General features: G+C 35.3%; 9 protein-coding genes, 2 tRNA genes, 4 rRNA genes, 1 other RNA gene and 1 other annotated feature (1 of these 17 cut by a window edge). Of the genes, 1 reads left to right on the top strand and 15 read right to left on the bottom strand.

Going from position 1 to position 14,522, the window contains the following annotated elements:
• Window positions 1-127: 127 nt before the first annotated feature.
• Window positions 128-1,630, bottom strand: a 16S ribosomal RNA gene (locus tag ACTG47_RS00160).
• Window positions 1,631-2,138: 508 nt separating this feature from the next.
• On the opposite strand from ACTG47_RS00160, the gene ugtA reads away from it, so the two are divergent.
• Window positions 2,139-3,344 (top strand): glycolipid MHDRG biosynthesis glycosyltransferase UgtA, encoded by a 1,206-nt coding sequence (ugtA, locus tag ACTG47_RS00155; protein ID WP_479925758.1) that lies wholly within the window; start codon window positions 2,139-2,141, stop codon window positions 3,342-3,344.
• Between the two features lie 68 nt (window positions 3,345-3,412).
• Here ugtA and ACTG47_RS00150 read toward each other — a convergent pair whose 3' ends face one another.
• The 14 genes from ACTG47_RS00150 to ACTG47_RS00085 all read right to left on the bottom strand — a co-directional run.
• Window positions 3,413-3,634 (bottom strand): hypothetical protein, encoded by a 222-nt coding sequence (locus ACTG47_RS00150; RefSeq protein WP_479925757.1) that lies wholly within the window; start codon window positions 3,632-3,634, stop codon window positions 3,413-3,415.
• A 141-nt stretch (window positions 3,635-3,775) separates the two neighbouring features.
• The gene (gene recR, locus ACTG47_RS00145) at window positions 3,776-4,375 is read right to left on the bottom strand and encodes a recombination mediator RecR (protein ID WP_479925756.1); all 600 of its coding nucleotides are present in this window, start codon (window positions 4,373-4,375) and stop codon (window positions 3,776-3,778) included.
• Between the two features lie 12 nt (window positions 4,376-4,387).
• Window positions 4,388-4,738, bottom strand: a complete 351-nt coding sequence (locus tag ACTG47_RS00140) for a YbaB/EbfC family nucleoid-associated protein (RefSeq protein ID WP_169470524.1) — start codon at window positions 4,736-4,738, stop codon at window positions 4,388-4,390.
• 58 nt (window positions 4,739-4,796) lie between these two features.
• Window positions 4,797-6,434 (bottom strand): DNA polymerase III subunit gamma/tau, encoded by a 1,638-nt coding sequence (gene dnaX, locus ACTG47_RS00135; RefSeq protein WP_479925755.1) that lies wholly within the window; start codon window positions 6,432-6,434, stop codon window positions 4,797-4,799.
• A gap of 76 nt (window positions 6,435-6,510) precedes the next feature.
• An RNA gene (gene ffs, locus ACTG47_RS00130) (signal recognition particle sRNA large type) lies at window positions 6,511-6,775 on the bottom strand.
• Window positions 6,776-6,812: 37 nt separating this feature from the next.
• A tRNA-Ser gene (locus ACTG47_RS00125) sits at window positions 6,813-6,904 on the bottom strand.
• Window positions 6,905-7,360: a nucleoside deaminase gene (locus ACTG47_RS00120; RefSeq protein WP_054268634.1), complete on the bottom strand. Its 456-nt coding sequence runs from the start codon at window positions 7,358-7,360 to the stop codon at window positions 6,905-6,907.
• A gap of 314 nt (window positions 7,361-7,674) precedes the next feature.
• On the bottom strand, window positions 7,675-8,946 hold the full coding sequence (serS, locus tag ACTG47_RS00115) for a serine--tRNA ligase (protein WP_169470526.1): 1,272 nt from the start codon (window positions 8,944-8,946) through the stop codon (window positions 7,675-7,677).
• A 124-nt stretch (window positions 8,947-9,070) separates the two neighbouring features.
• Window positions 9,071-9,276 (bottom strand) — a binding site (T-box leader).
• Between the two features lie 127 nt (window positions 9,277-9,403).
• Entirely contained in the window at window positions 9,404-10,285 is an 882-nt protein-coding gene (locus ACTG47_RS00110) for a mechanosensitive ion channel family protein (protein WP_479925754.1), read from the bottom strand.
• 11 nt (window positions 10,286-10,296) lie between these two features.
• Window positions 10,297-10,806: a 3H domain-containing protein gene (locus ACTG47_RS00105; RefSeq protein WP_479925753.1), complete on the bottom strand. Its 510-nt coding sequence runs from the start codon at window positions 10,804-10,806 to the stop codon at window positions 10,297-10,299.
• A gap of 126 nt (window positions 10,807-10,932) precedes the next feature.
• Window positions 10,933-11,049 (bottom strand): 5S ribosomal RNA (gene rrf, locus ACTG47_RS00100).
• Window positions 11,050-11,163: 114 nt separating this feature from the next.
• Window positions 11,164-14,060 (bottom strand): 23S ribosomal RNA (locus ACTG47_RS00095).
• A 269-nt stretch (window positions 14,061-14,329) separates the two neighbouring features.
• Window positions 14,330-14,405 (bottom strand) — tRNA-Ala (locus ACTG47_RS00090).
• Between the two features lie 55 nt (window positions 14,406-14,460).
• Window positions 14,461-14,522 (bottom strand): 16S ribosomal RNA (locus ACTG47_RS00085); it runs 1,441 nt beyond the window's last position.
• The 16S, 23S and 5S rRNA genes sit together here with 1 tRNA gene alongside, the layout of an rRNA operon.

Here is a 14,522-nt window from a genome sequence, read left to right as displayed (position 1 = left end):
GGTGCTAACGCACATCTTCAACAAACAAACTTCACATTGGTTTAGTTTATCTAGTTGATTCAAGTGCTAATTTTGAGTATTCGTAAAAACGAACCCTCAAAATTAAACAGTAGGCAATTCTCCTTAGAAAGGAGGTGATCCAGCCGCACCTTCCGATACGGCTACCTTGTTACGACTTCACCCCAGTTATTGATTCCACCTTCGACGACTTCTTCCAAAAGGTTAGATAATCGGCTTCGGGCGTCTCCAACTCCCGTGGTGTGACGGGCGGTGTGTACAAGACCCGGGAACGCATTCACCGCAGCATTCTGATCTGCGATTACTAGTAACTCCAGCTTCATGTAGGCGAGTTTCAGCCTACAATCCGAACTGAGAGTAGCTTTAAGGGATTAGCTCCACCTTACGGCTTGGCAACCCTCTGTACTACCCATTGTAGCACGTGTGTAGCCCTAAGCATAAGGGGCATGATGATTTGACGTCATCCCCACCTTCCTCCAGGTTATCCCTGGCAGTCTCTCTAGAGTGCCCAACTTAATGATGGCAACTAAAGACAAGGGTTGCGCTCGTTGCGGGACTTAACCCAACATCTCACGACACGAGCTGACGACAACCATGCACCACCTGTCACCAATGTCCCCGAAGGGAACTCTCCGATTAAGGAGATGTCATTGGGATGTCAAGCTTAGGTAAGGTTCTTCGCGTTGCTTCGAATTAAACCACATGCTCCGCTACTTGTGCGGGTCCCCGTCAATTCCTTTGAGTTTCACTCTTGCGAGCGTACTTCCCAGGCGGAGTACTTAATGCGTTAGCTGCGGCACCGAGGGGGGTAACCCCCGACACCTAGTACTCATCGTTTACAGCGTGGACTACCAGGGTATCTAATCCTGTTTGCTCCCCACGCTTTCGTGCCTCAGCGTCAGTTACAGTCCAGAGAGCCGCCTTCGCAACTGGTGTTCCTCCTAATATCTACGCATTTCACCGCTACACTAGGAATTCCACTCTCCTCTCCTGCACTCAAGTCTCCCAGTTTCAAGAGCTTACTACGGTTGAGCCGTAGCCTTTCACTCCTGACTTGAAAGACCGCCTACGCACCCTTTACGCCCAGTAAATCCGGATAACGCTAGCCCCCTACGTATTACCGCGGCTGCTGGCACGTAGTTAGCCGGGGCTTCCTCCTCAAGTACCGTCATTATCTTCCTTGAGGACAGAGTTTTACGACCCGAAGGCCTTCATCACTCACGCGGCGTTGCTGCATCAGGCTTTCGCCCATTGTGCAATATTCCCCACTGCTGCCTCCCGTAGGAGTTTGGACCGTGTCTCAGTTCCAATGTGGCCGATCACCCTCTCAGGTCGGCTACTGATCGTCGCCTTGGTAAGCCGTTACCTTACCAACTAGCTAATCAGACGCGGGTCCATCCTGTACTGGCTCACCTTTGATATTTAAGAGATGCCTCTCAAATATGTTATCCCGTATTAGCATACCTTTCGGTATGTTATCCGTGTGTACAGGGTAGGTTACCCACGCGTTACTCACCCGTCCGCCGCTCTTTACCGAAGTAAATCGCTCAACTTGCATGTGTTAGGCACGCCGCCAGCGTTCATCCTGAGCCAGGATCAAACTCTCAAATAAAAGTTTATCAGGCTCAGATACTATTGTTATCAAAATATCTGGCTTTATGGTTTGTTTCTTAATATAAATTAACCTACTGTTTAATTTTCAATGTTCGTGTTTATTTCTTTTTCCTTTTTTCAAGGACAAGTAATACTATATCACCTTTATTTATTCAAGTCAATATAATTTTTCAATTTTTTTGATTTTTTATTCCTTATATATTTTTATATTCAATTTTTTTGATTTAATACTGTTCTATAAGTGTTTATTTCATAAAACTAATATATATTCTATGCTCAATATTCCTTTTTATTCTATAATTAATTTTTTTATTTATAATAGATATTTATAATAGTGCATACTTTCTAAAATTAATTTACATTTCTTTCACTTGTAATTTTTGTAATCTTGTATTAGATTAATATTAAAAAATAATTTATTAATAGTTTGATTTACAATGACAATTTATATACATCAAAATATAATATCATACAAATACTATGCTACATTTTAGGAGGATTTTATTATGAGCAAAAAAGTATTAATAATGTCTGCTTCCACTGGTGGTGGGCATAATAGAGCTGCTCTAGCTATTAAAGAAGAGCTTACTTCCAAAACAATTGATGGAGAAGCAATTGAATGTGAGATAATAGATAGTTTAAAATTAGTTAATAACACAATGGATAAGATAATTTCAAGAGGATATGAAAAATCTGCTATATATACACCCAAAGCATATGGAAGTGTATATAGATTATCTGAAACTAATCTTTTATCAAAAAATGAATTTAAAGACAATTTAATAATAACATTTATGGCAAAAAAATTTAAAAAACTTATTAGAAGTACAAAACCAGATTTAATCATCGGAACACATCCTTTTCCAATGATTGCTCTTAGTACATTGAAAAAAAACTTTGACTTACATAATAATGAGTCAAATACTTATACAGAGTATTTTTATAAACATCACACAAACACGATTAATGTTCCTCCACTTATTTCTGTATTAACTGATTATACTACGCATTCTACATGGATACAAAATGAAATTGATTATTATATAGTTGGTCATGAATATGTAAAAGAATTATTAGTATTTGATGGAGTTGAAGCTAGCAAAATTAGAACCTTTGGAATTCCTGTCGAGAAATCATTTCTTTCTCATAGAGATAAAGAAATTGTTCTTTCTGAGTTAAATTTATCTCCTGATAAATTGACGGTTTTACTTATGGGTGGTAGTTTTGGAGCTGGAAATATAAAAGAAACGCTAGACGAGTTATTAGATACTGATAGAGACTTTCAAATACTTGTAATAACTGGTAGAAACGAAAGCTTAAAAGAAAAAATCGAAAAAAAACTTATGTCTCGCTCTCATAATAAAAATGTATGTGTTCTTGGATATACTAATAAAATGAATGATATTTTGGCTTCTATAGATGTATTAGTAAGCAAACCTGGTGGACTTACTACAACTGAAGCACTTTTAAAAGATGTTCCTATGATAGTTCCATATTACATACCTGGACAAGAAGAAGAGAATCTAGACTTTTTATCCAATTGCGGGGCTGCACTTAGAACTACAAAGAAATATAATTTATCAATATTATTAAAGGTTCTAATAGATGACCCAAGTAGATTAGAGATGTTAAAAAGAAATATTAAATCAATAAGAAAATCGAATTCAGCTCAAAATATAGCTAATTTGATTTTAAGTGTAATTTCTAATTGATAAAATAAATAAAATCCCTATAGTATACATTATCTATTAGGGATTTTTTATTTTCTAATTATTTAATATTAAATTGGCTCATAAAAGTCTTCTTCATAGTCATACTGATAGTTCTTATAATTATTTCTGAATTCAGTGTTTTTGTTACGTTCGGTTTTCTTAGTTTTTTTCTTACCAGAAAAACTTATATCATCAAAATCATCATGTTTAGGTTTATCTTTCGATTTCATTTTTTTAACTCTTTTTTCTTTCATTGCATTATGTTCTTCTAAGTTCATAATTGGTTTCATGTTGCACCCCTATCAAAATTTTTAAATGATTTATACAACAAATTATACAATACAGAAGAAATTTATTCAATAAATCTAAATCAAAATTAATTTGAATTTAACACCAAAAAATTACAAAAATCGAGGAATTAACCTCGATTTTTATATTTCTCTCCTACCTTCTAATGCTTTTGATATTGTAACTTCATCTGCATACTCTAAATCGCCTCCAACGGGAAGACCATGAGCTATCCTAGTAACTTTAATTCCCATTGGCTTTATTAATCTAGCAATATACATAGCTGTAGCTTCTCCCTCAATTGTAGGATTTGTTGCCATTATTATTTCTTTGACATCTTGATTGCCAAGCCTCTGTATAAGCTCCTTTATTTTTAACATATCTGGTCCAATTCCATCCATTGGAGAAATTACTCCATTTAATACATGATACTGACCTTTAAACTCTCTCGTTCTCTCCATAGCTGCTACATCTCTTGGGTCTTCTACAACACATATGACACTTGAATCCCTACTTTTATTTGAACACATACTACATGGGTCTGTATCTGTTATATTACAACAAATTGAGCAATATCTTATCTCTCTTTTTGCATCTATAATCGCTTTAGATAAAGCTTCCACATCATTAGTATTCATACTAATGATATGAAATGCCAACCTTTGAGCGGTCTTTCTTCCTACTCCAGGAAGCTTTGAAAATTCTTCTATAAGTCTCGTTATTGGACCTGTATAAACTTGCATAAATATCACCTACTAGAATAACCCTGGTATATTCATACCTCCAGTTACCTTATTCATTTGACTTGCTTGTATATCATCAATATTTCTCAATGCTTGATTTATTGCACTTAAAACTAAATCTTGTAGCATTTCTATATCATCTGGATCAACTACTTCTGGCTTAATAGTTATATCCACAACTTCTTTTTTACCATTAACCTTTACAGTAACTGCTCCTCCACCAACTGAAGCTTCTACTTCTTTATTTTCTAACTCTTGTTGAGCTTTTTGCATATTTTCTTGCATCTTCTGAGCCTGTTTTAATAAGTTGTTCATATTTCCACCACCAGGCATCATTCCGCCTCCAAAACCTTTTTTAGCCATAAATACTATTCCTCCTAAACTTATTTTCATTTTATTATTATATCATAATAATATTTTATTATTTACTTTCATTTTCATCAATACTATCTTTTATTTCTAATATCTCTTCATCTACTATGTTCTTTAATATCTCTTCACCAATATCTTTTTTCTCTCTAACTTCAAGATTTATATCTTTGACTTCTGATGTCAATACTATTTTCACACTAAAACTTCTATTTAAAACTTCTCTTATTGTTTTCTCTAAATAATTTATTGTATCTTGGGAGCTTAGTCTAGTTTTTGCAAAATCAAATTTATCATCAAATATAACATACAACATATTAGAATATACATTAAAACTTTTTACCTCACTTAAAAGTGCATATATTGGCATTTTTTTATCTTTTTTAATTTGTTTAAGTATATTTTTCCAAGATGACTCTATAAGTATAACATCCTCATTTTTTACATCTTCATAAACTACACTTTCTTTTTTTACATTTATTTCTCTATTTACATCATATTCTTTTTCTTTGTTATTGTCCTGTTTTGAAACTTTAAAGCTACCCAATTCAATCATCTTTTCTAAGTTTTCAACTCTTTTAATAAGAGCTTCTTTACTTTCATCAAACATTGGCTGAGCAATCTTCATCATAGTTATTTCCACTAAAACTCTTGGATTTGAAGATGACTTTATATCATCTTGAGTTACTGATAATACATTTAAAATTCTTATCAAATCATTTATATCTATATTTTCAGATTGAAACTTAAGTTGCTCTATAGTTTCTTCTGGCAATGAAATTATTTCATCCAATTCTGATGACACCTTACATACCATTAAATTTCTAAAGTGGTCAATCAAATCATTTATAAGGTTTCTTATATCTTTTCCCCATAAAACAAATTCATTTAATATCTCAAGAGATTTTTTAGTATCTTGTTCTACAATACATTGAGACAATTCAAATAATTGTTCTATATTGACGCTTCCCATCAGCTCAACAACATCTTTATAATCTATTTTATTCTCTCCAAATGATATACATTGGTCTAATATGCTAAGAGCATCTCTAAGTGCTCCTTGAGAATTCCTAGCTATTAAATTAAGAGCTTTATCATCTATATCAATTCCTTCATCTTCACAAATCCTCTTCATTCTAATAGTCATGTCCTTAACTGTAACTCTTTTAAAATCATATCTTTGGCATCTTGACAAAATAGTTGCAGGTATCTTGTGAGGTTCAGTAGTAGCCAATATAAAGATTACATATGAGGGAGGCTCTTCTAATGTTTTTAATAGTGCATTAAAAGCTCCTTGAGACAACATATGAACCTCATCTATTATATATACTTTATATTTAGCATTAGCTGGAGAATATTTCACACTTTCTCTAAGTTCTCTTATATCATCCACACTATTATTTGATGCTGCATCTATTTCTACAACATCCATTGTATTGTCTTTTAATATAGATTCACATATCTCACAGTCATTACAAGGTTCTTCATTTATTTGATGTAAACAATTAACTGCTCTTGAAAAAATCTTTGCAGTAGATGTCTTACCAGTACCTCTTGTACCACAAAACAAATAAGCATGTCCTATATTATCATTGTATATTTGATTTTTTAAAGTCTTAATAATATGATCTTGACCAATAACGTCCTCAAACTTTTGTGGTCTATATGCTCTATATAATGCTTTATGCATCTTTTTACCTCTCTTTAGTAAAATTAATAAAAAAATCCCTCATTATCTAAGGGATTAGTCTTTTATATATTAAATGCTGTACACCATCTATCGACTTAATTCCATAGGCGTTACCAAAACAGTTAGCTCAACTTAGGCACCCCCGCGGCACACAAAAGTGATCACTTACCGCTGCTTCCTTCCGGATCTGACGGGGTTCATGAGCTTTCATTGCGCAGGACCTAAGCATCAACACCACTTATTTAGGGCGGCCCTACAGAAAATAAGCCTTTAGATGGAATTCAATCCTGCTATAGCGGATTGCAGGTTACAGGGCACCGCTACCTCCCCATCTAGTACAGCAAAATTACAACCATATTTAATTACTTTTATTGTTTCTGGCGGAGAGAGTGGGATTTGAACCCACGATACAGTTTTACCCATATACTCGCTTTCCAGGCGAGCGCCTTCGACCACTCGACCATCTCTCCTTAATCTCTTTTTCTTAATGCCTTAAAAAATTCTTGCAATATGATCGAGCATTCTTCTTGCAAAACATCAAAAGCCACTTTTACATTATTATTATTAAAATAATCTAATTTAAACTCATGTTGTTTTTCTATATATGAATTTTTTATATGTCTTGTCCCTATTATAAGCTTTTTTATTCTAGAATTAACTATTGCACCACTACACATTATGCAAGGTTCCATTGTAACATATAAATCACAATCAGTCAATCTCCAACCACCTATTTTTTCTGATGCTTGTTTTATCGCTAAAATTTCTGCATGAGCTGTAGAATCTTTTAACGTTTCTGTAAGGTTATGAGCTCTAGCTATTATTTGATTATCTTTAACTATAATAGCACCTATTGGTGTTTCTCTTTTATTATATGCTTTATATGCTTCTTTTAATGCTTCTTTCATATAAAATGAACTTTCCATAATTCCTCCCAAAACTTATAACAAACTTATCTTATCATAATTCATTTTATAATTCAACTTAATTTTATTTTGTTTATTTAATTATTAATAGATATATCTATATTTTATTTAAATTAGTTCTGAAATAACCTTTAACCATTTACATAAGTGTTGATTTATAAAGATATTTAGTATTTTATAATAAATATTCTGCTATATAGATTGACCTAAAAAAGCTATGAAATTTAATAATTTCATAGCTTTTTTTGATTTATTTTTCATTCATAATATATCTTTTACATTAAAATATATTTCTATCTAATATCAATATAGTATTATCTTATAACATCAACACCCATATAAGCTCTTAATTCTTCAGGAACTACTACAGAACCATCTGCTTGTTGATAATTTTCTAATATAGCTGCTAGACATCTTCCTATAGCTAATCCAGAACCATTCAAAGTATGAACATATTCTGCTTTTGATTTTTTATCTCTTTTGAATCTTATTCCTGCTCTTCTAGCTTGGAAATCTTCAAAATTTGAACAAGAAGATATTTCTACATATCTATTGTAACTTGGCATCCAAACTTCTAAGTCATATTTAAATGCAGCTGTAAATCCTAAATCTCCTGTACATATTTTTACAACTCTATATGGAAGACCTAACATTTGTAGCATAGTTTCAGCATCATGAGTTAATGATTCTAATTCATCATAAGAATCTTCTGGTTTAACAAATTTAACTAACTCAACTTTATTAAATTGATGTTGTCTAACTAGACCTCTTGTATCTCTTCCTGCTGAACCTGCTTCAGATCTGAAACAAGGCGTATATGCACAATATTTAATTGGAAGTTCTGCAACATCTAATATCTCATTAGCATGTATATTAGTAACAGGCACTTCAGCTGTTGGTATTAAGAAATACTCTAATCCTTCTATCTTGAACATATCTTCTTCAAATTTAGGAAGTTGACCTGTACCTATAAAACTATTTCTATTAGCCATAAATGGAGGTAAAACTTCTGTATATCCATGTTTAGCTGTATGAGTATTTAAAAAGAAATTCATTAAAGATCTTTCTAGTCTAGCACCTAAACCTCTGTATAAAGTAAATCTTGAACCAGTTATTTTTCCAGCTCTTTCAAAATCTAATATACCTAGACCAGTACCAATATCCCAATGTGCCTTATGTTCAAAATCAAATTTAGTAGGTTCTCCCCAAGTCCTTATTTGAACATTATCTTCATCTGTTTCACCTTGTGGAACTTCTGGATGAGGAACGTTTGGTATTCTCATCAATGTGTATTCCATTTTGGCTTCTACTTCTTTTACTTTCTCATCAATACCTTTTATCTTATCTGATAACTCTTTTAATCTTGCTTTTTCTTCTGCTACATCTTTTCCTTCTTTTATTAATTGTGGTATGTTTTTAGAATTTACATTTAATTCATTTTTCATAACTTCAACTTCTTGAAGTATCTCTCTTCTTTTATTATCTAATTCAACTACAGCATCAAGGTCAAATTCTTTTTCGCCTCTTCTTTCCATAGCTTTCTTGATATCATCTAAGTTTTCTCTTATTCTTTTAATATCTAACATATTAATTCCTCCTAATAATTTTGATAATATAAATTATAATTCCAATTAATTTACACTTATTAAAGCTGTATACTTTTAATTTAAATAAATTTGACAAATAAAAAAAGACCTCCGTTTTCCCTATAAAAGGGACGAAAATCTTTTATCCGCGTTGCCACCCTAATTGATTATACTAAAATGTATAATCCTCTCAGACCTATAACGTAGGTAAACGTCTAGCTTTAACTAGAAGCTCTAGAGTAGATTCAAAAACCATTGTAATGAGTTCTCACCATCCACTCATTCTCTGAATACAATCTGTTTTTTACTATTTTCCTTCATCGCTTTTTAACTAATTGTTTTATTTGATAATCATTATATTATATATATTAACATCTTTCAATACTATTATTCAAATTTTTTTAGAATTTTCTTTAATTTTCTATATTAAATTCATTTTTTTTATTTAATTAAAATTCTATCTTTTATCCATTGTATTTAAATTACTCATATTATTAAATAATAATGAAGAAGGAACAAATGGAACTTTTATATTATTTTCATCAAATTTATTTTTGACTTTTTCCATTACATCAAAGTATACATCCCAGTAATCATCAGTTTTAACCCATGGTCTAGCAACTATTTGCATAGTATTATTTCCTATAGAGTTTAAACCTATGATAGGTTTTGGGTCATCTAATATCCTTTTTTCATTTCTAAAAATTTCATTTAATATAGACTTAACTACATCTATATCACTATCATATGAAATATTATATGAAAAATCTATCCTTCTTTTATTTTGATGTGTGTAATTAATTATGTTATTGCTTGTCAATTGAAAATTTGGTATAATTATGGTTTTATTATCTGGGGTTTTAAGAACAGTACTAAATATCTGTATATCAGAAACTGTACCATCTACACCTGAGCCTTGAATATAATCACCTATGTTAAATGGCTTAAAGAACAAAATAATCATGCCTGAACCTAGATTCGATAATATTTCCTTAAATGCTAATCCTATACTAAAACCAGCAGCTCCTAATACCGCTACAACTGATGTGGTTTGTATTCCTATAATCCCCAAGCTTATCAATGATATAATGGATAGCATAGATATATATATTCCATATACAATGAAATTATTTACACCTTTACTCATTCCATATTTGATTAGAAACTTTGAAACCATCTTTCTTACTATCTTAGATATATAGATACCTATTACAAATACAATTACTGCATATATAATATTTGGTATATTATCACTAAAGTTATTAAGCATATTTTCTAAAGTTCTCTTAGTTATATTACTATTTGTTGAAGCAGTTTTAGCCAATGATAAAAAATTCATTTAACTCCTCCTTATGATAATATTCCTCTGTCCTCTAATTCTTTTATTATAATTTCTATAGTCTCTTCTTTCAGAGCCTCAATTGTATGAATATGACTACATTCAGTCAGAACTGATAACTGTTTAAATTCATTTGTCTCAACCTTCTTCATAAAATTGTCTATATCCATTTTAGAATAAATATTAAGCTCTGCAGTTATCTGACCATATGTTGGATGATTTACAATGACATCCTTTACAATCCCACCTAAATCTACAATAATTTTTAATTCATCATAAATTTCTTTAGAATTCTTGTGATTCTTACATTTTATTTGTTTTGTAAAATATGGTTGATTATATATTATATATCCTTGAGGTGTAGCTATTATTTCAAATCCTCTAGCTCTTATAAGGGCTATATCCTGTACTATTACTTGTCTACTTACATTTAATATCTCAGCTAGCATTCCACCTTTTACAGGGCACTTAGATTCTTTTAAAATATCTATTAATTTGCTTCTTCTTTCATCAGAATTCATATTACACCTTCTTTCTAAATCAAAAACTTTACCTATACTATATAATTCTATATTTTATCTTATTATAAATCAATATTGATTTTATATTCTATTTAATATTAAACTTTATTGCAAATAAAAAAGATTACGTGGCTACGTCCTACTCTCCCAGGCAGTTTCCCACCAAGTACCATCAGCGCTAGAGAGCTTAACTTCTGTGTTCGGAATGGGAACAGGTGTATCCTCTCTGCTATTGTAACCACATAATCTTTATGCTTAATATCTCTATTAAGTTTTTAGAATCTAGTAATACTAGTTTCTTTAGAGTTAACACTCTAAAAACTGCACATATATTTTACTGAATGGACATCAAATAATTTGGTCAAGTCCTCGACCTATTAGTATCGATAAGCTAAATACATTGCTGCACTTACACCTTCGACCTATCAACCAGATAGTCTTTCTGGGGTCTTACCCTTGCGGTGGGAAATCTTATCTTGAAGTCGGCTTCGCGCTTAGATGCTTTCAGCGCTTATCCATTCCGTACATAGCTACCCAGCCATGCCCTTGGCAGAACAACTGGTACACCAGAGGTACGTCCATCCCGGTCCTCTCGTACTAAGGACAGGTCTTCTCAAATTTCCTACGCCTGCGACGGATAGGGACCGAACTGTCTCACGACGTTCTGAACCCAGCTCGCGTACCACTTTAATGGGCGAACAGCCCAACCCTTGGGACCTACTACAGCCCCAGGATGTGATGAGCCGACATCGAGGTGCCAAACCTCCCCGTCGATGTGGACTCTTGGGGGAGATAAGCCTGTTATCCCCAGGGTAGCTTTTATCCGTTGAGCGATGGCCCTTCCACGCAGAACCACCGGATCACTAAGTCCGATTTTCATCCTTGCTCGACCTGTATGTCTTGCAATCAAGCTCTCTTTTGCCTTTACACTCTACGTACGATTTCCGACCGTACTGAGAGAACCTTTGAGCGCCTCCGTTACCTTTTGGGAGGCGACCGCCCCAGTCAAACTGCCCACCTGACAGTGTCCCAAGACCAGATTCATGGCCTATGGTTAGAGTCCCAGTACTACAAGGGTGGTATCCCAAGGATGGCTCCGCCAAAACTGGCGTCCTGGTTTCAAAGCCTCCCACCTATCCTGTACATGTAGTACCAAGACCCAATGTCAAGCTACAGTAAAGCTCCATGGGGTCTTTCCGTCCTGTCGCAGGTATCCGGCATCTTCACCGGAATTACAATTTCACCGAGTCTGTTGTTGAGACAGTGCCCAAATCGTTACGCCTTTCGTGCGGGTCGGAACTTACCCGACAAGGAATTTCGCTACCTTAGGACCGTTATAGTTACGGCCGCCGTTTACTGGGGCTTAAGTTCACTGCTTCGATTACTCTAACAGATCCCCTTAACCTTCCAGCACCGGGCAGGCGTCAGCTCCTATACATCGTCTTGCGACTTAGCAGAAACCTATGTTTTTGGTAAACAGTCGCTTGGGCCTATTCTCTGCGGCCACCAGATGGTGGCACCCCTTATCCCTAAGTTACGGGGTCATTTTGCCGAGTTCCTTAACAACAGTTCTCTCGCGGGCCTTAGGATACTCTCCTCACCCACCTGTGTCGGTTTGCGGTACGGGTACCTTTAACCTCGATAGAGACTTTTCTTGACAGTGTGAAATCAGCTACTTCGCTACTAAATTTCGCTCCCCATCACATCCCAGCATTATCAAAGCGGATTTACCTACTCTGACTGCCTCAATGCTTGGGCACACATAACCAACAGTGTGCTTAGCTTATCCTACTGTGTCATCCCATCTCTCAAACGGTTATCGGTAGTACAGGAATATCAACCTGTTGTCCATCACCTACGCCTTTCGGCCTCAGCTTAGGTCCCGACTAACCCAGGGCGGACGAACCTTCCCCTGGAAACCTTGGGTTTACGGCCTGTGGGATTCTCACCCACATCTCGCTACTCATGCCAACATTCTCACTCCCATACTGTCCACATGTCCTTACGGTCATGCTTCAACCCGTATGGGAAGCTCCCCTACCCATCATAATGATGCCGTAGCTTCGGTAGTAAGTTTTAGCCCCGGAAATCTTCGGCGCAGGATCACTCGACCAGTGAGCTATTACGCACTCTTTGAATGAGTGGCTGCTTCTAAGCCAACATCCTGGTTGTCTGTGCAATCCCACATCCTTTACCACTTAACTTACATTTAGGGACCTTAGCTGACGATCTGGGCTGTTGCCCTTTCGACTATGAATCTTATCACCCACAGTCTGACTCCCAAGTATAAGATGACGGCATTCGGAGTTTGATAGTCTTCGGTAGGTGCAATACCCCCTAGGACATTCAGTGCTCTACCTCCGTATCTCTCACCTTGAGGCTAGCCCTAAAGCTATTTCGGGGAGAACCAGCTATCTCCGGGCTCGATTGGAATTTCACCGCTACCCACAAGTCATCCCCGAGCTTTTCAACGCTCGTGGGTTCGGACCTCCACGAAATTTTACTTTCGCTTCATCCTGCTCATGGGTAGGTCGCCCGGTTTCGGGTCTACGTCAAGTAACTGAACGCTCAGTTAAAACTCGCTTTCGCTACGGCTCCACACCTTAAGTGCTTAACCTTGCTACTTAACGTAACTCGTTGGCCCGTTCTACAAAAAGTACGCGGTCACACAAGAAATGTGCTTCCACAGCTTGTAAGTGCAGGGTTTCAGGTTCTATTTCACTCCCCTCCCGGGGTTCTTTTCACCTTTCCCTCACGGTACTATACGCTATCGGTCACTAGGTAGTATTTAGCCTTGGAGGGTGGTCCCTCCTGCTTCCCACAGGGTTTCACGTGTCCCGTGGTACTCTGGATCATATCTAAAGTCTTCTCGTTTAACATACAGGACTATTACCTTCTGTGGTGGGTCTTTCCAAACCTCTTCAATTACGATACCTCTTCGTTATGATATGTCCGCAACCCCAATAAAGAAAACTTTATTGGTTTGGGCTCTTCCGCGTTCGCTCGCCGCTACTTACGGAATCGAATTTCTTTCTCTTCCTTCAGGTACTTAGATGTTTCAGTTCCCTGAGTTCCCCTCATTAAGCTATGAATTCACTTAATGATACTTAGACATTACTCTAAGTGAGTTTCCTCATTCGGAAATCTTCGGATCAAAGTTTACGTGCAACTCCCCGAAGCTTATCGCAGCTTATCGCGTCCTTCATCGGCTCCTAGTGCCAAGGCATCCGCCCTGCACCCTTAATAACTTGACCAGTTAAAAAGGTTTGATAGATTAAAGTCTATCAACTTGATAATTTTAAAAAGTTATCAGCTTTATATATTACAAATTAGATGTCATATCACTAAATATATATGCAGTTTTTAAGGTGCTAACGCACATCGCCAACAAACAAACTTCACATTCGTTCAGTTTATTCTGTTGCTTAAGGTGCTAACGCACAAAGCTTGAATAAAAATAAGCTTAAAGTGCAATGTAAGAGTCTACTAGATAAATCAAAGATTTAAGTAATATGCTCTTAAATGGTGGAGATGAGGAGAGTCGAACTCCTGACCCCTTGCTTGCAAGGCAAGTGCTCTCCCAACTGAGCTACACCCCCAAATATGAAGTTCATAAAGAACTTTCAAAATTAAACAGTAGGCAATTCTCCTTAGAAAGGAGGTGATCCAGCCGCACCTTCCGATACGGCTACCTTGTTACGACTTCACCCCAGTTA

Source organism: Clostridioides sp. LIBA-6622, assembly GCF_056716095.1.
Note: the sequence above shows the minus strand (reverse complement) of the source record. Positions and strands in the feature narration are given on the sequence as shown.

Bases quoted from the DNA above. Each gene is read 5' to 3' on its own strand.
- ugtA (WP_479925758.1), top strand. From the start codon at position 2,139: ATGAGCAAAAAAGTATTAATAATGTCTGCTTCCACTGGTGGTGGGCAT.
- ACTG47_RS00150 (WP_479925757.1), bottom strand. From the start codon at position 3,634: ATGAAACCAATTATGAACTTAGAAGAACATAATGCAATGAAAGAAAAA.
- recR (WP_479925756.1), bottom strand. From the start codon at position 4,375: ATGCAAGTTTATACAGGTCCAATAACGAGACTTATAGAAGAATTTTCA.
- ACTG47_RS00140 (WP_169470524.1), bottom strand. From the start codon at position 4,738: ATGGCTAAAAAAGGTTTTGGAGGCGGAATGATGCCTGGTGGTGGAAAT.
- dnaX (WP_479925755.1), bottom strand. From the start codon at position 6,434: ATGCATAAAGCATTATATAGAGCATATAGACCACAAAAGTTTGAGGAC.
- ACTG47_RS00120 (WP_054268634.1), bottom strand. From the start codon at position 7,360: ATGGAAAGTTCATTTTATATGAAAGAAGCATTAAAAGAAGCATATAAA.
- serS (WP_169470526.1), bottom strand. From the start codon at position 8,946: ATGTTAGATATTAAAAGAATAAGAGAAAACTTAGATGATATCAAGAAA.
- ACTG47_RS00110 (WP_479925754.1), bottom strand. From the start codon at position 10,285: ATGAATTTTTTATCATTGGCTAAAACTGCTTCAACAAATAGTAATATA.
- ACTG47_RS00105 (WP_479925753.1), bottom strand. From the start codon at position 10,806: ATGAATTCTGATGAAAGAAGAAGCAAATTAATAGATATTTTAAAAGAA.